Source organism: Agromyces mediolanus (genome assembly GCF_014648575.1).
Taxonomy (GTDB): domain Bacteria; phylum Actinomycetota; class Actinomycetes; order Actinomycetales; family Microbacteriaceae; genus Agromyces; species Agromyces mediolanus.
Genome location: NZ_BMRJ01000001.1, coordinates 212,656 through 232,576, shown reverse-complemented (window position 1 = coordinate 232,576; position 19,921 = coordinate 212,656). Strand labels below are relative to the sequence as shown.

The 19,921-nt window shown below is 73.8% G+C and carries 14 protein-coding genes, 1 pseudogene and 1 riboswitch; of the genes and pseudogenes, 11 read left to right on the top strand and 4 right to left on the bottom strand.

Annotated elements, in window-relative coordinates:
• From IEY71_RS01045 to IEY71_RS18495, 7 genes are all read left to right on the top strand, one after another.
• On the top strand, nt 1–1,254 hold a 1,254-nt coding region (locus IEY71_RS01045; RefSeq protein WP_189083464.1), incomplete at its 5' end, for an amidohydrolase.
• A gap of 525 nt (nt 1,255–1,779) precedes the next feature.
• Nucleotides 1,780–3,213 (top strand): dicarboxylate/amino acid:cation symporter, encoded by a 1,434-nt coding sequence (locus IEY71_RS01040; RefSeq protein ID WP_189083463.1) that lies wholly within the window; start codon nt 1,780–1,782, stop codon nt 3,211–3,213.
• Nucleotides 3,210–4,139: a fibronectin type III domain-containing protein gene (locus IEY71_RS01035; protein WP_189083462.1), complete on the top strand. Its 930-nt coding sequence runs from the start codon at nt 3,210–3,212 to the stop codon at nt 4,137–4,139. The genes IEY71_RS01040 and IEY71_RS01035 overlap by 4 nt, the downstream gene beginning before the upstream one ends.
• 46 nt (nt 4,140–4,185) lie before the next feature.
• Nucleotides 4,186–6,096, top strand: a complete 1,911-nt coding sequence (locus tag IEY71_RS01030; RefSeq protein ID WP_189083461.1) for a hypothetical protein — start codon at nt 4,186–4,188, stop codon at nt 6,094–6,096.
• A 355-nt stretch (nt 6,097–6,451) separates the two neighbouring features.
• Nucleotides 6,452–6,547: riboswitch (TPP riboswitch) on the top strand.
• Entirely contained in the window at nt 6,538–7,398 is an 861-nt protein-coding gene (thiM, locus tag IEY71_RS01025; protein ID WP_189083460.1) for a hydroxyethylthiazole kinase, read from the top strand. (Overlaps the previous riboswitch by 10 nt.)
• Nucleotides 7,395–9,686, top strand: coding sequence for a bifunctional hydroxymethylpyrimidine kinase/phosphomethylpyrimidine kinase (locus tag IEY71_RS01020; RefSeq protein WP_229781476.1), 2,292 nt, complete (start codon nt 7,395–7,397; stop codon nt 9,684–9,686). Before thiM ends, IEY71_RS01020 begins: the two co-directional genes overlap by 4 nt.
• Entirely contained in the window at nt 9,683–10,939 is a 1,257-nt protein-coding gene (locus IEY71_RS18495) for a DUF2510 domain-containing protein (RefSeq protein WP_189083459.1), read from the top strand. The genes IEY71_RS01020 and IEY71_RS18495 overlap by 4 nt, the downstream gene beginning before the upstream one ends.
• A gap of 229 nt (nt 10,940–11,168) precedes the next feature.
• Here the strand turns inward: IEY71_RS18495 and gap are convergent, their stop codons facing one another.
• The 3 genes from gap to IEY71_RS01000 all read right to left on the bottom strand — a co-directional run bounded on the left by gap (nt 11,169) and on the right by IEY71_RS01000 (nt 13,640).
• Nucleotides 11,169–12,170 (bottom strand): type I glyceraldehyde-3-phosphate dehydrogenase, encoded by a 1,002-nt coding sequence (gene gap, locus IEY71_RS01010; protein ID WP_189083458.1) that lies wholly within the window; start codon nt 12,168–12,170, stop codon nt 11,169–11,171.
• 87 nt (nt 12,171–12,257) lie between these two features.
• The gene (locus IEY71_RS01005; protein ID WP_416358608.1) at nt 12,258–13,199 is read right to left on the bottom strand and encodes a GlxA family transcriptional regulator; all 942 of its coding nucleotides are present in this window, start codon (nt 13,197–13,199) and stop codon (nt 12,258–12,260) included.
• 69 nt (nt 13,200–13,268) lie between these two features.
• The gene (locus IEY71_RS01000; RefSeq protein ID WP_189083456.1) at nt 13,269–13,640 is read right to left on the bottom strand and encodes a hypothetical protein; all 372 of its coding nucleotides are present in this window, start codon (nt 13,638–13,640) and stop codon (nt 13,269–13,271) included.
• A 137-nt stretch (nt 13,641–13,777) separates the two neighbouring features.
• On the opposite strand from IEY71_RS01000, the gene msrA reads away from it, so the two are divergent.
• A complete protein-coding gene (msrA, locus tag IEY71_RS00995; RefSeq protein ID WP_189083455.1) occupies nt 13,778–14,326 on the top strand; it encodes a peptide-methionine (S)-S-oxide reductase MsrA in 549 nt (182 codons plus the stop codon).
• 5 nt (nt 14,327–14,331) lie between these two features.
• Here the strand turns inward: msrA and IEY71_RS00990 are convergent, their stop codons facing one another.
• Nucleotides 14,332–15,267, bottom strand: coding sequence for a 5'-3' exonuclease (locus IEY71_RS00990; RefSeq protein ID WP_189083454.1), 936 nt, complete (start codon nt 15,265–15,267; stop codon nt 14,332–14,334).
• A gap of 35 nt (nt 15,268–15,302) precedes the next feature.
• Between IEY71_RS00990 and IEY71_RS00985 the strand changes: the two are divergent.
• From IEY71_RS00985 to IEY71_RS00975, 3 genes and pseudogenes are all read left to right on the top strand, one after another.
• Nucleotides 15,303–17,126: pseudogene (locus IEY71_RS00985) on the top strand (BCCT family transporter).
• Between the two features lie 9 nt (nt 17,127–17,135).
• The gene (locus IEY71_RS00980) at nt 17,136–18,173 is read left to right on the top strand and encodes an FUSC family protein (protein WP_189083453.1); all 1,038 of its coding nucleotides are present in this window, start codon (nt 17,136–17,138) and stop codon (nt 18,171–18,173) included.
• Between the two features lie 127 nt (nt 18,174–18,300).
• Nucleotides 18,301–19,893: a molybdopterin-dependent oxidoreductase gene (locus IEY71_RS00975; RefSeq protein WP_189083452.1), complete on the top strand. Its 1,593-nt coding sequence runs from the start codon at nt 18,301–18,303 to the stop codon at nt 19,891–19,893.
• Nucleotides 19,894–19,921: the final 28 nt, after the last annotated feature.

Genomic DNA, 19,921 nt, shown 5'->3' with positions numbered 1-19,921 from the left:
TTCCTCGACCTCGGCGAGCTCGCCGACGCGCGGCGCGCCCTCGACCGGGTGTCGGCGGCGGCCGCCGACACCGACGCCCGCAGCGCGACGGACGGGATCGTCGCGATGCGCGCCCGCGGCGACGACTGGACCGGGCGGATGTCGCGGCAGCTCCTCGACGAGGCCGCCGGCTCGACCCCGGTCGTGCTGATCACCGCCGATCTGCACGGCGCCTGGCTGAACTCCGCGGCCCTCCGCCGGCACGGCCTGCCCGTCACGGGCGACGGACACCTCGTCGAGGACGCCTGCTTCGCCCTCCTGCGCCAGCTCGACTCCGGCAGCGACGCGGAGCTCGACGGCCGGGTCGTCGACGCCGGCACCGCGGCCGCCCGCCGCGGCGTCGTCGGCGTCGTCGACTTCGAGATGCGCTGGGGCGTCTCGGACTGGGCGCGGCGCGAGGCATCCGGATTCCGCTCCCTCCGCGTCGAGACGGCGATCTACCCGCACGAACTCGAACGGGCGATCACGCTCGGCCTGCGCAGCGGCGACCCGATCGGTTCGGCCGGGCGGATCACGGTCGGTCCGCTGAAGGTCATCACCGACGGCTCGCTCGGCACCGCCACCGCCTGGTGCTGCGAGCCGTACCCCGACGGCGGGCACGGCCGCGCCCTGTGGCCCGCGGCCGAGCTCGAGGCGCTGCTCCGCCGCGCGAGCACGGCCGGACTCGACCTCGCCGTGCACGCGATCGGCGACCGGGCGAACACCGAGGTGCTCGACGCCTTCGAGCGCACCGGCACCACCGGGCGGATCGAGCACGCCCAACTGCTCGCCGACGCCGACCTCGAGCGCTTCGCCCGCCTCGGCGTCACCGCGAGCGTGCAGCCCGCGCACCTCCTCGACGACCGCGAGAACGCCGGCCGGCTCTGGGCGGGCCGCGAGCACCGCGCCTACCGCTTCGCCTCGCTGCACCGGGCAGGGGGCCGGCTCGTGCTCGGCTCGGATGCCCCGGTCGCGCCCCTCGATCCGTGGCTCGCCGTGCAGGCGGCGGTGCTGCGCGGCCGCCCCGGCGAGCCGCCGTGGTCGCCGGAGGAGCGGCTCCCCGTCGAGCTCGCCCTCGCCGCCTCGATGCGCGGCCCGCTGCGCCCGGGGCCGGGCGACCCGGCCGACCTCGTGCTGCTCGACGCCGACCCGCTCGTGATCGAGCCCGACGCCCTCGCCGGGATCACGGTCGCAGCGACCCTCGTGGGCGGTGTGCCGACCCATCTCGCGCGCTGAGCCGCTGGTTCGCTGCTGGTGCGCTGAGCCTGTCGAAGCGCGGCGCCGTTCCCTTCGACAAGCTCAGGGAACCAAGAGTGGTCCGCTGAGCCTGTCGAAGCGCGGCGCCGATCCCTTCGACAAGCTCAGGGAACCAAGAGTGGCCCGCTGAGCCTGTCGAAGCGCGGCGCCGATCCCTTCGACAAGCTCAGGGAACCAAGAGTGGCCCGCTGAGCCCGTCGAAGCGCGGCGCCGTTCCCTTCGACAAGCTCAGGGAACCAGGGCGCCGTTCCCTTCGACAAGCTCAGGGAACCAGGGCCCCGTTCCCTTCGACAAGCTCAGGGAACCTTGCCGCACACCGCAATACGGCGTCATCCGACGACACCGTGGCGGTGCGCCGGCCGTCATATCCCGTCATCGGCATACCTTCGCCGTAACCTGCGTACTCCGGGCGACTCGCCGGCGCGAGGCATCCGCCGGTGGCCATAGCGTCGCTGGTCATGCACCAGTTCCGCACCGCTCCCACCCTCCGATCGGGGCGCCGTCATGGCTGAACCCGACTGGCTCGCGCTCGCCGCCACGGGCGTCGTCGCCGCGCTCTTCGCCGGCCTGTTCCTGCTGCGCCGGCGCGGGGCGGGCTTCACCCTGCTGACGGTCGTCGCGCTCGTCGTCGGGGTCGCGGCCGGGCTGCTGTTCCAGGGCCACCTCGCGTACGTCGACGTGATCGGCACGATCTACATCAACGTCATCACGGCCTTCGTGGCCCCGCTCATCATCGTGTCGGTGCTGTCGAGCGTGACCTCGCTCGGCAGCATCGCGAAGCTGCGCACGATCGGGCTCAGCTCGGTGTTCTGGCTGCTGCTCACGAACCTGCTGGCGATCCTGCTCACCCTCGGGCTCGCGCTCGCGACGGGGGTCGGCCGCGGGGCGCAGCTCGAGCTCTCCGGGGTGGACGGCGGCTCGCTCACGGGCCTGCTCCGCCCCCTCGACCAGGTCATCGTCGGACTCTTCCCCTCGAACCTCTCGAACGATCTCGGCGCGAACAACCTCATCGGCCTCATCCTGTTCACCATCCTGATCGCCGTCTCCTACCTGCTCGTCGCGGACCGCAAGCCGGAGAAGGTGCGGGCCTTCAAGGACGTCGTGGATGCCTCGCGCCGCGTGTTCTTCAAGGCGGTGGGCTTCATCATCGCGCTCACCCCGTACGCGGTGCTCGCGCTCGTCGCCTCGACCACCTCGACCGCGGTCGCCCGCCTCGAGACCGCCGCCTCGCTCCTCGGCGTGCTCGTGGTCGCGCTCGTCGCCTGCTTCGTGGACGCGTACCTCGTGAACGGCGTGCTCGTGCGCGTGTTCGCCGACCTCAACCCGTTCCGCTTCTTCCGGCTGATCACGCCGCCCCAGTACACCGCGTTCACCACGCAGTCGAGCATCGGCACCCTGCCGCTGACGATCGCGACCCTCACCCGCCGGGTGGGCGTCTCGCCGGAGGTCGCCGGCTTCACCGCGCCCATCGGGACGACGATCGGGATGCCGGGATGCGCGGGCATCTGGCCGACGCTCGTCGCGGTGTTCAGCGTGCACGCGCTCGGCATCCAGTACACGCCGCTCGACTACGTCGTGCTCGTCGTGCTCGGGCTCCTCGTGTCGCTCGGCACCGCCGGCGTGCCCGGCACCGCGATCATCACCGCGACGGCCGTGCTCACCGCGGTGGGACTGCCGATCGAGGTGCTCGTGCTCCTCATCCCGATCAGCGCCGTGGCCGGCACCGCCAGCACGATGGCGAACGTCACCGCGGCCGCGACGGCCTCGGCGATCGTCGCCCGCCGGGCCGGTGCCCTCGACGACGAGGTCTTCGCGGGCCGCCGCGAGGTCGCCGACGACGGCGACCGGGACACGGCCGCCGACCCCGCCACCGCAGCGGCGTCCGCCGCATCCACCCGCCGCCTCGACGGCCCGACCTCCGAAGGACTCGCCCGATGACCCACCGCCGCCGCCCCAGCCGGCTCCGCAGCCTCGCCGCCGCGATCGCGCTCGCGATCTCGGTGCCCACGTTCCTGCTGGTGTGGGCCTCGCCCGCGAACGCCGCGGGAGACGTCTGCGACCTGTGCTCCATCAACTTCGACCTGACCGCCTGCGAGGGGCTCGGCGGCTACCCGTACGACAGCACCCAGGAGGACCCGCCGCCCGCGATCTCCGGCGGCGGCAGCGGCCCGGCGCCGAAGCCGGAGCCGCAGCCCCAGCCCCAGCAGCCGGCGCCGGCCGCGCCGGCGCCCTCGGGCGGTTCGTCGGGCGGCAGCTCGGGCGGATCGTCCGGTGAGACCTCCAGCGAGGGCAGCGGCGACGGCGTCGCCCCGGTGGACGGCGGCGCGCAGCAGCCCGCCGCCGTGGTCGCCACGGCCCCCGTGGCCCCGGCCGCCCCGAAGCTCGCCGCGAAGGGCACCTCGCTCACGGTCAGTTGGACGGCGCCGGCCGACGGCGGCTCGCCGCTCACCGGGTACCGGATCTCCCTGAACGGCGGGACCGCGATCCCCCTCACCGGGACCGAGACGAGCTACACCTTTGCGAAGCTCGCCCCCGGCAAGTACACCGCGACCGTCGTGGCTGTGAACGCGATCGGGTCGGGCACCGCCTCGGCGAGCTCGAAGCCCGTCGTCATCGAGGAGCCGGCCGCGGCGACGGCGACCGCGAAGGCCACGGCGACGGCGAACACGAGCGACGGGGTCCCGGGCTGGCTCGCCGGGGCCGGCCTCCTGGTCGTGCTCGTCGGCGTCGGCGCCCTCGCCCTCCTCGTCCGCAGGCTGCGCTCGCGGCCCGCTGCCGCGACGAGCGCCGCATCGACGAACGCCGCCGGGCCCGAGCGCGCCGAGGCATCCGCTTCCGACGGCCCCGCCGACGCCGCCCGCTGACCCGCCCGCTCCACTCCGCATCCCACCCCCACGAAAGGACCTCCCAATGCTCCAGCACAGCCGACGACGACCGCGTCTCGCGGCCGTCGCCGCGACCATCGCCCTCGCGGGAGCCGGCCTCGTCAGCACGGCCGTCGTCGCCGCTCCCGCCGCCGCGGCCCCGGCGAGCGGCGGCGCCGCGATCGACACCGTCGACTACCTCGCCGACACCTACGGGCTCGAGGACACCCCCATCGAGACGGTGACCTTCGAGCGCTTCGAGTGGCTGCTGAACCAGCCCGGCCGCTTCGCGTTCCTCATCGGCGGCCCCGGCGACGCCCGCACCACGGAGACGATCGCCTCCATCGACGCAGCGGCGAAGGCGGCCGGCGTCGAGCGCGTCTACGCCTTCGACCCGAGGCTCGACGGCGACGCGCTCGACGTGCGCACCACGACGAACCCGGACGTCGCCCCGCTCTGGTCCCGGCTCGTGTCGCAGTACCTCGGGAAGGACGTGCAGACGCCGTTCGGCGGGGCCGCCGACCCGTACTTCTTCGTCTACGACCGCGCGCACACCGACGGCGGCGCCGAGGACCGCATCGTGAGCGCGCTCACCGCCCCTGTGGCGGCCGGCGCGCTCGCCGACCCCTCGGCACGCGCCGCGTACCAGGCGGAGGTCGCGGCGGTGATCGGCGACGGGAGCGCGATCGACGCGCTCAGCCAGTTCGCGTTCTACGACGACGTCGTCGACGCGAAGCACCTCGCCCAGTACCGCGGCGGCGAGGCCTACGGCCCGAACACGATCATCGACGAGGCCGACGCCGACTGGCGCATCCAGAACATCACCTACCCGGAGCTCGTGCACCTGCTCGACAGCGACGGCGACTACGTGCTGTTCTTCGGCGGGACGTGGTGCCACAACACCCGCGCCGTCGTGAAGGACGTCAACCGCCAGGCCGTCGTGAACGGGGTCGAGCGGGTCTACTTCTTCGACCTGCGACTCGACGGGGCCTCGGCGAACGACCTGCACATCCGCGACACGAACTCGGAGTACGCGCACCTCTACGGCGACCTCGTGACCACGTACCTGCCGAACCTCAAGACGCAGTACGTGCCCGGAGTGAGCGGGCAGGTCGACTACCGTCCGGGCGGCGACGCCGCCGCGGGGCTCGTCACCGCGAAGAAGCTCCAGGTCCCGTACGTATTCGAGTACCAGCGCGGGCGCACGGTCGACGGGCAGGTCGCCCCGGTCGTGCGGGAGTGGATCCGCGACAACGGCGACGGCAGCTTCAAGGAGTACATGACCGAGTGGTGGTACGTGAACGACCGCGAGGGCCGCTTCGCCACCTCGCCCGACCCGGTGAAGCTCGCCGAGCAGCTCGCCTTCGCCGACGAGGCGATCGCCCAGCTCGACGCGTTCTTCGCGAAGGTCGGCACGGGCGACGGCACCGGCGGCCCGGGCCCGGTCGACCCCGAGCCCACCGACCCGACGACGGTGAAGGGCACCGTCGCCGTCACCGGGCAGCTGCGCCCGGGCGGCACCGTGTCCGTCGTGGGCTCCGGCCTCGCGACCGGCACCGCGGGCTTCTCGGTCGAGCTGCACTCGGAGCCGCAGCAGCTCGGCACCGTCTCGACCGACGCGAGCGGGGCGTTCCGTCTCGCCGCGACGATCCCGGCGTCGACCCCGGCGGGTGCGCACACCGTCGTGGTGCTGATCAACGGCGTCACGGTCGCCTCGGCACCCGTCACGATCGCCGCGGCGGGCACCGGCGGCGGCACCGGTGGCGGGAGCGGTGCGGGCACCGGCGGCGACGGGAGCGGCTCGGTGCCGGCCGGGGCGGATGCCTCGGGGCTCGCCTCGACCGGCACCGGGCTCGTCGACGTGCTCGGCTGGTCGGCCCTCGGACTGCTCGCGGCGGGCGTCGCGACGTTCCTCATCGCGCGCCGCCGCAGGGACCGGGCGGGCCTGGTCCGCTGATCCCCCCGGCGCACGTCGCTCTCCTTTCGACGAGCTCAGTGAACCCCGGTTCGCTGAGCTCGTCGAAGCGCGTCCGGGCGCATCGCCTCCCTTCGACCGGCTCAGGGAACCACCTGGTCCGCTGAGCTCGTCGAAGCGCGTCCGGGCGCATCGCCTCCCCTTCGACCGGCTCAGGGAACCACCTGGTCCGCTGAGCTCGTCGAAGCGCGTCCGCGCGCATCGCCTCCCCTTCGACCGGCTCAGGGAACCACCTCGTTCGCTGAGCTCGTCGAAGCGCGTCCGCGCGCATCGCCTCCCTTCGACCGGCTCAGGGAACCAGGAAGTGACGTCTTCGCGGAGCCGGGGTAGGCTCGCCCACAGTGACACGGGGTGCCGCACGACCGCGGCTGAGAACACACCCGTCGAACCTGATCTAGTTCGGACTAGCGAAGGGATGTCGCGATGCAGACGCACGCCGCCATCGACCCTGCCCACCTCATCGACACGAGCGGCGAGCTGCTCGACCTCGTGCGATCGACGACGCCGCTGGTGCACTGCATCACGAACGCCGTCGTCACGAACTTCACGGCGAACGCCCTGCTCGCGATCGGCGCGGCCCCGGCCATGGTCGACCTCGTCGGCGAAGCCGGGCCGTTCGCGACGGTCGCGAGCGGCCTGCTCGTGAACCTCGGCACGCCGCAGCCCGAGCAGCGCGCCGCCGCGCGGGAGGCGGTCGCCGCCGCCCGCCAGGCCGGCACCCCCTGGGTGCTCGACCCGGTGGCGATCGGCGCGCTGCCGATCCGCACGGAGCTCGCGCACGACCTCGCCGAGCTGCGCCCGGCCGCGATCCGCGGCAACGCCTCCGAGATCCTCGCCCTCGCCGGAGTCGGCGCGGGCGGACGCGGCGTCGACGCCGCCGACGAGACGGATGCCGCGGCCGGGCCGGCCGCGGCGCTGGCCCGCCGCACGGGCGCCGTCGTCGCCGTCTCGGGCCCGGTGGACCTCCTGACCGACGGGACGACGACCGTACGCCTCGCGAACGGCGACGCGCTCCTCACCCGCGTCACGGGCGGCGGCTGCGCCCTCGGCGCCGTCGTCGCGGCGTTCCTCGGTGCCGCGCGCGGGACCGCGACCGGCGCCCTCGAGGCCGTCGTCGCCGCGCACCTCGCGTACACGGTCGCCGCCGAGCGCGCCGCCGACGGCGCTGCCGGTCCGGGCAGCTTCGCCGTGCGGTTCCTCGACGCGCTCGCCGCGGTCGAGGCATCCGAGCTCCGCGCGCTCGCCCGCGTCTCGACGGGCGCGCTGCTCGGGGCCGCCGCGTGAGCGCCCGGCGCGCCCTCGACCTCTCGCTGTACCTCGTGACCGACGCCGCGCTCTGCGGCGAGCGCGGGGTCGCTGCGACCGTCGAGGCGGCCGTCGCGGGAGGGGCGACGATCGTGCAGCTGCGCGACAAGCACGCGAGCGACGAGGAGCTGCTCGCCCTGCTCGGCCGGCTCGACGAGGCGATCGCGGGCCGGGTGCCGCTCGTCGTGAACGACCGGCTCGAGCTCGTGCTGCGGGCGCGCGCCGCGGGGCTCCGCGTCGACGGCGTGCACCTCGGGCAGGGCGACGCGGCCGTGCTGCGCGCGCGGGCCGAGCTCGGCCCGGACGCGATCGTCGGGCTCACCGCGAACACGCCTGCGCATCTCGCCGCGGTCGCCGCCCTGCCCGCGGGCACGGTGGACTACCTCGGCGTGGGCGTGCTGCGCCCGACCTCGACGAAGCCGGACCATCCCCCGGCCCTCGGCATCGCGGGCTTCGCGGGCCTGCAGGCAGCGGCGCGGGATGCCGCGGGCGCGCCGGTGCCCTGCGTCGCGATCGGCGGCGTCCGTGTAGAGGATGCCGCACCGCTCCGGGCCGTCGGCGCGGCCGGGCTCGCAATCGTGTCGGCGATCTGCGCGGCGCCCGACGCTCGACGGGCCGCGGCCGACTTCGCCGCCGCGTGGCGCGACGGGGCGACGCCGCACGCCGCGCACGGGCCGCACGACGTCCGGCGGCCGAGCCCGCCGCGCGTACTGAGCATCGCGGGGAGCGACCCGTCCGGCGGCGCCGGCATCCAGGCCGATCTGAAGTCGATCGCGGCCGTCGGCGGCTACGGGATGGCCGCGATCACGGCGCTCACCGCGCAGAACACCCGTGGGGTGCGCAGCGTGCACGTGCCGCCCGCCGCCTCGCTGCTGGCCCAGCTCGACGCGCTCTCCGACGACATCGACGTCGACGCCGTCAAGCTCGGCATGCTCGCGAACGCGGAGCTCATCCGCACCGTCGCGGAGTGGCTCGACCGGGTGCGCCCGCCCCTCGTCGTGCTCGATCCCGTAATGGTCTCGACGAGCGGCGACCGCCTGCTCGACCCCGAGGCGGAGGCCGCCCTGCGCGAGCTGCTGCCGCTCGCCGACCTCGTGACGCCCAACCTCGCAGAGCTCGCCGTGCTCGCGGGCGCCGACGGCCCCGCCGCCGATTGGCCGAGCGCCCTGGAGCAGGCGACCGCGCTGTCCGCCCGGACCGGGGTGCTCGTGCTCGCGAAGGGCGGCCACCTCGGCGGCGCCGATGCCCCCGACGCGCTCGTCGACGCCCGGGCGGGCGCGGCGCTCGCGGAGATCGTCGAGTTCTCCGGCGAGCGCATCGCGACGCGCGCGACGCACGGCACCGGCTGCTCGCTCTCCTCGGCGATCGCGACGCTGCGCGCGCGCCACGGGGCCTGGGAGCCCGCCGTCGCCGAGGCGCGACGATGGCTGCGCGAGTCCCTGCGGCACGGGGAGTCGGTGGCGGTGGGCGGCGGGCACGGCCCGGTGCACCACTTCGCCGGGCTCTGGTCCCGCGGTGGCCTCGACACCGCACCCACGCCCGCCGAGCTCGAGACCGAGTGGTGGGCCGGCATCGCCGAGCTGCGCCGGTCGATCGACGAGCTGCCGTTCATCCGCCGCCTCGCCGACGGCAGCCTGCCGCGCGCCGCGTTCGGCGAGTACCTCGCGCAGGACGCCCACTACCTGCGCGAGTACGCCCGCGCGCTCGCCGAGGCGGCACGGCTCGCCCCGGATGCCTCGGCCCAGGCGTTCTGGGCCGCCGGCTCCCGCGAGTGCCTGACTGGCGAGCTCGCCCGGCACGAGCGGGATCTGGCCGGAGGGCCGGGCACCGCGCCCACGCTGGTCGAGCCGAACGCCGTCAACCTCGGCTACCTCGATCACCTGCTCGCGAGCGGGGCGCGCGGCGGCTACCCCGAGCTCGTCGCGGCGGTGCTGCCCTGCTACTGGATCTACGACGACCTCGGCCGTCGGCTGCTCGCCGGGGCGTTCGGCCCGGAGCCCGGCTCGCCGGAGCACCCCTACGCGGATTGGCTCGCGATGTACGCGGAGCCGTCGTTCGCCGTGTCGACGCGGCGGGCGATCGAGCTCGTCACCGGGGTCGCGGCGGCCGCGACCCCGGAGGTGCGGGAACGGATGCGTCGGGCGTTCCGCCGCTCGGCGGAGTTCGAGCTGGCGTTCTTCGCGGCCCCGCTCGAGGCGTCGTCGGATGACGCTCCGGCACCCCCAGGATGCGGGACACGCGGCCTTTCTGCCACGATCGGAGCATGACCGACCCGAACACCGCGCCCGCCGGCTGGTACGACGACGGCTCCGGCCGTCTTCGCTACTGGGACGGCGCAGCCTGGACCGAGCACTTCGCCCCGCTGCCCGAGCCCGCCACCGCCGACTCGCCCGCCGAGTCCTCCGCGGGTTCCGCGGACTCCGCGGGCACTGCTGCCGAGACGGCACCCGAGGCGGCCGAGGCCGCGCCGGCCGAGGCATCCGCTGCGACGACCGAGGTGATCGCGCCGCAGCCGGCCGAGGCGAGCGCGCCGGAGTCGGCGGCGGTCCCGCCGGTCGAGGCGACCCCGGCCGGGGCGCAGCCGACGGCCGTGTACCCGGTCGAGGCCAATCCGGCGTTCCCGGGCGCGCAGCCCGCCTACGGGCAGCAGCCGTACGGCGCCCAGCAGGCATACGGCCAGCAGGCATACGGCCAGCAGGCGTACGGACAGCAGCCCTACGGCCAGCAGCCCTACGGTCAGCAGGCGTACGGACAGCAGCCCTACGGCGCGCAGCCCGCCCCGTACGGGAGCTACACCCCGGTCGCCCCGAAGAAGGCGAACGTGCTCGGGCTCGTCGCCCTCGGCGTCTCCGTGCTCGGCGTCATCGGCGTCTGCATCCCCTTCGTGACGCTCATCGGCGTGGTGCTGCTCGTGATCGCGTTCATCCTCTCGATCGTGTCGTTCTTCATGTCGGGGCAGCAGAAGTGGCCGGGCTTCGTCGCCCTGGGCCTGTCGGTGCTCGGCGGGATCATCGCGGGCGTCGTGCTGCTCGTGTCGCTCTTCACGGGCCTCGTGACCAGCGACCCGTACGTGTCGGATCCGTCCTGGCCCGAATCGAGCGAGGAGGAGTACCTGCCCTCCGAACCACCGGCCGACGTAAGCGGCTTCGGCGAGACCTTCGTCTACGACGACGGCGTCGAGCTCACGGTCTCGACGCCGGCGCCGTACACGCCGACCGAGCTGGCCGCGGGGGCCACGTACCCCGACAACGTGTACTTCACCGTCACGCTGAAGAACACGTCCAGCGCGCCCGTCGACGTCTTCGCCTTCGGCGAGCTGGTGTCGGCCGGCGAGTACGGCAGCTCGATCTTCGACTTCGACGGCCCGCAGGGCGAGATCAGCCTGCCGCCGACCGAGACGCTCGAGCCGGGCGCGACGCTCACGTGGACCGAGGCCTGGTCGGTGGCCGACCCGAGCTCGCTCACGTACACGATCTCCCCGGGCTTCGACTACGACGACGCGGTGTTCACGACCGAGTAGTCGCGCCGCACGCGCGGAACGGGCCGGACCTCCACGAGGAGATCCGGCCCGTTCTGCGCTCCGGCTCCGGCTCCGGCTCCGGCTCCGGCTCCGGCGAAGTCGGACGCGCACCGAGCGGGCTCCACACCGGTCGATACGCATCCGGCCTCGCCCGGGACGCGCGCGCGGGAAGGTCGCGCGCGGCCCGGGAAGCCGGTGGGGGCGAGGTCGTCATCCCCGCCCCGCGGGCTCAGGCGCCGGCGAGCAGCCCGAGCGAGTCGACGACGCGGTTGGAGAAGCCCCACTCGTTGTCGTACCAGGCGACGACCTTCACGTGGCGGCCGTGCACCCGGGTGAGGGCCGAGTCGAAGATCGAGGAGTGCGGGTTGCCCTCGATGTCGCTCGACACGATCGGGTCCTCGGTGTACTCGAGGATGCCGCGCAGCGGCCCCTCGGCGGCCGCGCGGTAGGCGGCGAGCACCTCGTCGAGGGTGACGTCCTTCGCGACGGTCGTGTTCAGCTCGACGATGGAGCCGACGGGCACGGGCACCCGGATCGAGTCGCCCTGCAGCTTGCCGTCGAGGCCGGGCAGCACGAGGCCGATGGCCTTCGCGGCGCCGGTCGAGGTCGGCACGATGTTCACGCCGGCGGCGCGGGCGCGGCGCAGGTCGCGGTGCGGGCCGTCCTGCAGGTTCTGCTCCTGCGTGTAGGCGTGCACGGTGGTCATGAAGCCGTGCTCGATGCCGGCGAGCTCGTCGAGCACGTGCGCGAGGGGCGCGAGGGCGTTCGTCGTGCACGAGGCGTTCGAGACGATCGTGTGCGACGCCGGGTCGTAGTCGGTGTGGTTGACGCCGAAGGCGATCGTCGCGTCGGCCCCGTCGGAGGGCGCCGAGACGAGCACGCGCTTCGCGCCGGCCTCGAGGTGGGCGCGGGCGGCGTCGGCGGAGGTGAAGCGGCCGGTCGACTCGAGCACGAGCTCGACGTCCAGCTCGCCCCAGGGCAGCTTCGCGGGCTCGCGCTCGGCGAGCACCCGGATGCGGGCGCCGTCGACGACGAGCGCCTCGCCCTCGACGGACACCTCGCGGTCGAAGCGGCCGAGGGTGCTGTCGTACTTCAGCAGGTGCGCGAGCGTGGCCGGCGCGGTGAGGTCGTTGATCGCGACGACCTCGAAGTCGGCGCCGCGCTCGACGATCGCGCGCAGCACGTTGCGGCCGATCCGGCCGAATCCGTTGATGGCGATGCGAGTGGTCATGCCTCCAGCATCGTCGCGGGATGCCCCGCGCAGCAGTGGCTCGCAAGCCAGTGTGCGAAAGGATCGCGCCAGGCCGCGCCCACCCGCTCACTCCCCTCGGGCGAACGTCTCCCGGTACCCGCTCGGCGAGGTGCCGAGGATGCGCTGGAAGTGCAGCCGCAGGTTCGCCCCGGTTCCCAGGCCCACCTGCGCGGCCACCTGCTCCACCCCGAGCTCGGTGCGTTCGAGCAGCTCGCGCGCGACGTCCACGCGCGCCCGCAGCACCCACTGCATCGGCGTGTAGCCGGTGTCCTCGACGAAGCGGCGCGAGAAGGTGCGCGGCGACACGTTCGCGTTGCGGGCGAGATCGCCGAGCGTCAGGGGTTCGCCGAGCCGCTCCAGCGCCCACTGCCGGGTCGCGGCGAAGACCGGCCCGAGCTCCTCGGGGAGGCTCCGCGGCACGTACTGCGCCTGCCCGCCGCTGCGGTAGGGCGCGGCGACGAGGCGGCGGGCCGCGTGGTTCGCGACGCCGACGCCGAGATCCCGCCGCACGAGGTGCAGGCACAGGTCGATGCCGCTCGCCGCGCCCGCCGAGGTGAGCACGCTGCCCTCGTCGACGAACAGCACGTTCGCGTCCACCCGGACGAGCGGATGCCCCGCCCGCAGCGCCTGCGTGTAGTGCCAGTGCGTCGTGGCCCGGCGGCCGTCGAGCAGGCCCGTCGCGGCGAGCGCGAACGCCCCCGTCGAGATCGCGGCGAGCCGGGCGCCGCGCTCGTGCGCGGCGCGCAGCGCCTCGACGACGACGGCGGGCGGCGGCTCGCGGTCGGGGTGCCGGTAGCCGGGGATGAACACCGTGTCGGCCCACTCGAGCGCCTCGAGACCGTGCGCCACGTGGTACGAGAGCCCGTCGCCGCCGGTGACGAGCCCCGGCGCCGCGCCGCAGACGTGCACCTCGTACGGCATGCTCGCCCGGGTCGTGAAGACCTGCGCGGGGATGCCGACGTCGAGGGGCTTCGCGCCCTCGAGCACGAGCACCGCGATCCGGTGCAGGGAAGTGGTCACCTGGCTAGGATGCCACGGACCGCAAGCCGATCGCCGCGACGACGGCGTGCGGCATCCTCAGCGCCCGTCCTCCCCGAGCGGGGCGAGCCGGAGCACCGTGTGCTGGTTCTCGAGCCCTTCGACCATCACGAGCGTGCAGGCGAGCACTCGTCCGCGCCACACCTCGGCCGCTTCGAGCTCGGCGAGCGGCTCGAAGGGGTAGCGGTTCGCGACGAAGCTGTTGCCGCCGTTGCCGCCGATCGAGGCGTGCGCGTGGTTCATGTACCGGATGCCGGTGTCGAGGTCGTGCAGCACGGGCACCGTGTACGCCTGGGAGTCGCCGACGCCGCGGCGCTTGCGCTCGGGGCGGGGGTCGGCGAACCGGGTGAGCTCCACGATGTGCCCGACCGGAATGGCCGCCGGATAGTTCACCGCGATGCTGCGCTCCATCGCCTCAGCCTATCCGCCGCCCCCGGTGATCCGGCGGTCACGGGGGACCGCCGGACTCGCGGAACACCCTGGCCGCCGCCTACGTTCTTCTCTGTGGGCCCGTGCGACCGCGAGCCCACGAGAACGAAGGAGCGGACATGACCGACACCGGCGCCATCACCACCATCCCCGGCACCGAGACCGCGGTGCTCGCCGGCGGCTGCTTCTGGGGCATGCAGGACCTCATCCGCCGCCGCCCCGGCGTCATCAGCACCCGCGTCGGCTACACGGGCGGGCAGAACGACCACGCGACGTACCGCAACCACCCGGGCCACGCCGAGGCGATCGAGATCGTCTACGACCCGGCGAAGACGAGCTTCCGCGAGCAGCTGGAGTTCTTCTTCCAGATCCACGACCCGACGACCCTGAACCGCCAGGGCAACGACCTCGGCACGAGCTACCGCTCGGCCATCTTCCCGACGAGCCCCGAGCAGGAGCGCGTCGCCAGGGAGACGATCGCCGACGTGGATGCCTCGGGCCTCTGGCCTGGCGACGCGGTCACGACGATCGAGCCGAGCGGCCCCTTCTGGGAGGCCGAGCCCGAGCACCAGGACTACCTGGAGCGCATCCCCAACGGCTACACCTGCCACTTCGCGCGCCCGGGCTGGGTGCTGCCGAAGCGCGAGCAGGCGAGCGCGGCGGAGTAACCGGTTCAGGCGGTGCGGTCGAGCGCGGCTTCGAGCCGGCCGACCGTGCCGCCGAGGTTCCACTCGGCGCCGAGCTGCTCGAGCCGCTCGCGCGCGGCGGCGCCGAGCGGCCGGAGCTTCGCCGCGTCCGGCCCGAAGCCGAGCGGCAGCTCGCGGCGCACCCGCACCACCTCGGGCGCCACGGCGAGGTAGTCGGCCGCGGCGGCGAGCTTCGCCCGCACCCCGGCCGACATGCCGGGCTCCCCCGCCTCCGCCGCCGCGAGCACCCCGTCGAGGGTGCCGAAGGTCTGCAGCAGGCCCGCGGCGGTCTTCTCGCCGACGCCGGCGACGCCCGGCAGCCCGTCCGAGGCGTCCCCGCGCAGCGTCGCGAAGTCCGCGTACTGCTGCGGCAGCACCCCGTACTTGCCGACCACCGTCGCCTCGGTGACGAGCTCGAGCTTGCTCATGCCGCGCGCGGTGTTGATGAGCCGAACGCCGGCGGCGTCGTCGACGAGCTGGAAGAGGTCGCGGTCGCCCGTGACGATGTCGACGGGCATGGGCGCGCCCGTCGCGAGCGTGCCGATGACGTCATCCGCCTCGGCCTCCGGCGCGCCGACCACGGCGATGCCGAGCACGTCGAGGAGCTCACGGATCCGCGGGATCTGCGCGACGAGCCCCGGCGGAGTCTCCTCGACGTCGACGCCGTCCGGCACCGCCTCGACCACCCGGTGCGCCTTGTAGCTCGGGATGCGCTCGACCCGCCAGGCGGGCCGCCAGTCGTCGTCCCAGCACGCGACGAGGTGCGTCGCCTCGTAGTCCGTCGTGAGCCGCGCGATCATGTCGCCGAGGCCGCGCACGGCGTTCACCGGGGTGCCGTCGGGCGAGACGATCGAGTCGGGCACGCCGAAGAAGGCGCGGAAGTAGAGCGACGCGGTGTCGAGGAGCATCATGCGGTCGGCCATGCGCCGATCCTGCCACGCCTCGCTACCTTTGACGCATGGAGAAACGACTTCCGCCTGTTCAGCGCTGGGTGTTCTGGCCCGCGGCGGTCGTGATCGTCGCCTTCGTGGTGTTCGCCCTCGTCGCCCCCGACGCCGCCGAGACGGTGTTCGGCGCCATCCAGTCGGGCATCGTGAACACCTTCAACTGGTACTACGTGCTCATCGCCGCGTTCTTCGTCGCGGTCAGCCTGTTCTTCGGCTTCAGCCGCTTCGGCGACATCAAGCTCGGCCGGGACGACGACGAGCCGGAGTTCTCCTTCCCGGCGTGGCTGTCGCTGCTCTTCGCCGCGGGCATGGGCATCGGCCTCGTCTTCTACGGCGTGAGCGAGCCGCTCAGCCATTTCGTCTCGCCGCGGCCGGGCGTCACCGGCACCCCGGAGCAGCTCGCCCAGTCGGCGCTCAGCCAGACGTACCTGCACTGGGGCATCCACGCCTGGGCGATCTACGTCGTGATCGGGCTGGCGCTCGCGTACGCCATCCACCGGCGCCGCCGGCCGATCTCGATCCGGTGGACGCTCGAGCCGCTCCTCGGCAAGCGCGTCGAGGGCGGCTGGGGGCACACGATCGACGTGATCGCCCTCGTCGGCACCCTCTTCGGCGTCGCGACCTCGCTCGGCCTCGGCGTGCTGCAGATCAGCGCGGGGCTGCACGCGGCGGGCTTCGCCGAGCCGGACGAGTTCACCCAGGTGATCATCATCCTGGTGATCTCGGTGTTCGTGCTGTTCTCGGTGCTGTCGGGCGTCACGAAGGGCATGAAGTGGCTGTCGACGGCGAACCTCGTGCTCGCCGGGCTGCTCGTGCTGTACCTGCTCGTGTTCGGGCAGAGCGAGTTCCTGCTGCGCGAGTTCGTGCAGTCCATCGGCAACTACATCCAGAACTTCGTCGGCCTCTCGTTCAACACGAGCGCGTTCCAGGGCGAGGCGGGCGAGCAGTGGCAGGCGTCGTGGACGTCGTTCTACTGGGGCTGGTGGATCTCCTGGGCGCCGTTCGTCGGCATCTTCATCGCGCGCGTCTCGAAGGGCCGCACCGTGCGCGAGTTCGTGATGGGCGTCATCATCGTGCCGACGCTGCTCGGCATCCTGTGGTTCGCGGTGCTCGGCGGCTCGGCGCTCGCGATCGAGCTGCAGACCCCGGGCGCGCTGACCCGGCCCGACGGCACGGTCGACGTGCAGGGGGCGCTGTTCCAGTTGCTCGAGTACGTGCCGGGCACGCAGGTGGTGACGATCGGCGTGATCATCCTGATCGCGATCTTCTTCGTGACCTCGGCCGATTCGGGCGCGCTCGTGATGGGCATGATCGCGACCGGCGGGTAGCTGAACCCGAAGCGCTGGATCCGCACCTTCTTCACCGCGATCACGGCGCTGCTCGCGATCGCGCTGCTGCTGAGCGGCGGGCTCACCGCGCTGCAGACCGCGGCGATCATCATCGCGCTGCCGTTCAGCATCGTGATGCTGCTGATCTGCTGGTCGACGATCATCGCGTTCCGCCGGGAGCGTCGGGCGTACGAGCGGGCGCAGCGCGCGGCCTTCATCGATCGCATCGGCGAGGTGTACGGGCTCGAGGCGGAGCCCGGCGAGGGCGCGCCGCTCGGCGCGCAGCCGCGCTGGGTGCGCTCGCTGCGGCGGCGCTTCGGCCTGGCGGATGCTCCGGCGTCGGAGCGGCGGCTCTCGGCGACCGCGCTCGAGGCGGAGCGGCGCGACGATCTCGGCGTGCCGGGCGCCGACGTCGACGAGCTCGTCGACCACGACGAGCTGGCGGTGCTCGACGATCCGGAGATCCCCGAGCACGGCGAGGACGAGCCGCGGGGCACGCCGCAGTAGCGTGGTCGCATGGGCATGACCGCCGTCTTCCGGGCCGCGAAGCGGGCGTCGCTGCTGCAGGTGGCGAAGTCGGCGGTGGCGACGATCGCCGCCTGGCTCGTGGCGGGCTGGATCGTGCAGGGGCAGCTGCCCGTGTTCGCCGCGATCGCGGCGCTGCTCGTGGTGCAGCCGAGCGTGAACCAGTCGTTCGCGAAGGCGATCGAGCGCAGCATCGGGGTCATCGCGGGCGTCGTGATCGCCTCGGCGCTCGGCCTCGTGTTCGGCTCGGCGAGCTGGGTGGTGCTCGTCGCGATCGTGGTGGCGATGCTCGTCGCCTGGGCGCTGAAGGTGACGCCGGGCACCGGCAATCAGGTCGCCATCAGCGCGATGCTCGTGCTGGCGCTCGGCTCGTCGAGTCCGGAGTACGCGATCGACCGCATCTTCGAGACCCTGATCGGAGCGGCGATCGGCATCGTCGTGAACGCGCTCATCGTGCCGCCGGTGCTCGTCGGCCCGGCGCGCCGCGACCTCGCCCTCCTCGGCGGGGAGCTCGCGGCGAGCCTCAGCCGCCTCGCGGCGGCCCTCGAGTCGCCGCAGTCGTCGCACGCGATGCAGCAGCTCATGCTCGAGGCGCGGCTCATGCGACCGATGCGGGATGCCGCGGAGGCATCCATCGCGGCCGGCGAGGAGTCGCTCACCCTGAACCCGCGGCGCTCGGCCCACCGCGACGAACTGCGCGAGCTGCGGGCGCTGATCGAGAAGCTGAGCCCGATCGTGACGCAGGTGATCGGGATGACCCGGGCGACGCTCGACCACTACGACCCGGCGCTCTCGGAGGAGCCGACGGTGCAGGCGATCGCGGAGCAGCTGCGCCGTGCCGCGCACGACGTTCGGCTCGCGGTGCACCTCGCGGAGATCGAGCCGGAGCCGGCTCCGATGACCTCGGCGGTGCCGGCACTCACCGCTCCGCTCGTCGTGACGGCGCCGCGCTCGGGGCATTGGATCCTCATCGGCTCGCTCATGGAGGATCTGCGCCGCATCCACGCGGAGCTGCTCGACGAGGGCTGAGCGCCCATCCCGCGCCCCCGATCCCGCCCCAGCCCGCACGAAGTCAGTATTTGCGGGTCGGCGCGGCCCCGCACCCGCAAATACTGACGTCATGCTCTGCCTCAGAGGGCGAGCGTAGGCTGACGGGGTGACCGGGGCCGTTCGAACGGCGCGACGCCGCGACGCGGCGCTCGCGGGACTCGTCGCGGTCGGAGCGGGCCTCGGCTCAGGCGAGCTCGTCGCCGCGTTCGTCGCCCCGAGCGGCGGGCCCATCACCGACGTCGGCAGCCTCGCGGTGGATCTCGCCCCGGCCTGGGCGAAGGATGCCGCGATCGCCCTCTTCGGCACGGCCGACAAGCTCGCGCTCATCGTCGGCATCGCGCTCGTGCTCGTGCTGCTCGCCGCCGCCGCGGGCGTGCTCGAGGCGATCCGTCCTCCGATCGGCACGCTGCTCGTCGTCGCGGCGGGTGCCGCCGGCGTCGTCGCGACCGCGACCCGCGCGCAGTTCTCACCGCTCGACCTCGCGCCACCGTTCGTCAGCGCGCTCGTCGCCGTCCTGCTGCTGCGGCGGCTCGTGCGCCTCGCGGCGCGCGCGGCCCCGGCAGTGCCCGCGGCCCCGGCGGTTCCGGCAAGCGACGGCGAGACCGCGGATGCCGAGGCGTCCGCCCTGCCGACCGGGCCCGACCGCCGCCGTTTCCTCGCCTGGGCCGCCGGATCCGCAGCGCTCGGCGTGCTCGCCGGGATCGGCGGCTGGACGCTACGGGCCGGCGCGAGGGTCGCGAGCGCCGCGCGCGACGCGATCCGGCTGCCCGCGCCGGCGACGCCCGCCCCGGCGATCCCCGCCGGCGCCGCCTTCGACGTCGACGGACTCACTCCGCTGATCACCCCGAACGAGGACTTCTACCGGATCGACACGGCGCTGCAGGTGCCGATCATCGATCCCGCCGACTGGCAGCTGCGGGTGCACGGGCTGGTCGACCGCGACGTGACGCTCGGCTGGGACGAGCTGCTCGCCCTGCCGCTCGAGGAACACGCGGTCACGCTCGCGTGCGTGTCGAACGAAGTCGGCGGCTCGCTCATCGGCAACGCCACCTGGCTGGGGTACCCGATCGCCGCGCTGCTCGACCGCGTCGGCGTCTCGGCGGACGCCGACATGGTGCTCTCCCGCAGCATCGACGGGTTCACGGCGGGCACCCCGCTCGAGGTGCTGCGCGACGGGCGTGCCGCGCTGCTCGCGATCGGGATGAACGGCGAGCCGCTGCCCGCCGAGCACGGCTTCCCCGTGCGCCTCGTCGTGCCCGGACTCTACGGCTACGTCTCCGCGACGAAGTGGGTGACCGAGCTCGAAGTGACGCGCTTCGACCGGGCTCGGGCGTACTGGACCGACCGCGGCTGGAGCGAGCGCGGCCCGGTGAAGCTGTCCAGCCGCATCGACGTGCCTCGCGAGCCGGTCGCGGCCGGCACCGTCGTCGTGGCGGGCGTGGCCTGGTACCAGCACGTCGGCGTCGAGCGGGTCGAGGTGCGCGTCGACGGCGGCGCCTGGCAGGAGGCCGAGCTCGCGAGCGCCATCTCGGACGACACCTGGGTGCAGTGGCGCTGGGCCTGGGATGCCTCACCGGGATCCCACGAGCTGCAGGTGCGCGCGGTCGGATCGGACGGCACCGTGCAGACCGCCGAGCGCCGCCCGCCCGCCCCCGACGGCGCGACCGGTCTCGACCGCCGCACCGTCGAAGTGCGCTGACACGCGAGGTGCGCTGAACCGCCGAGGT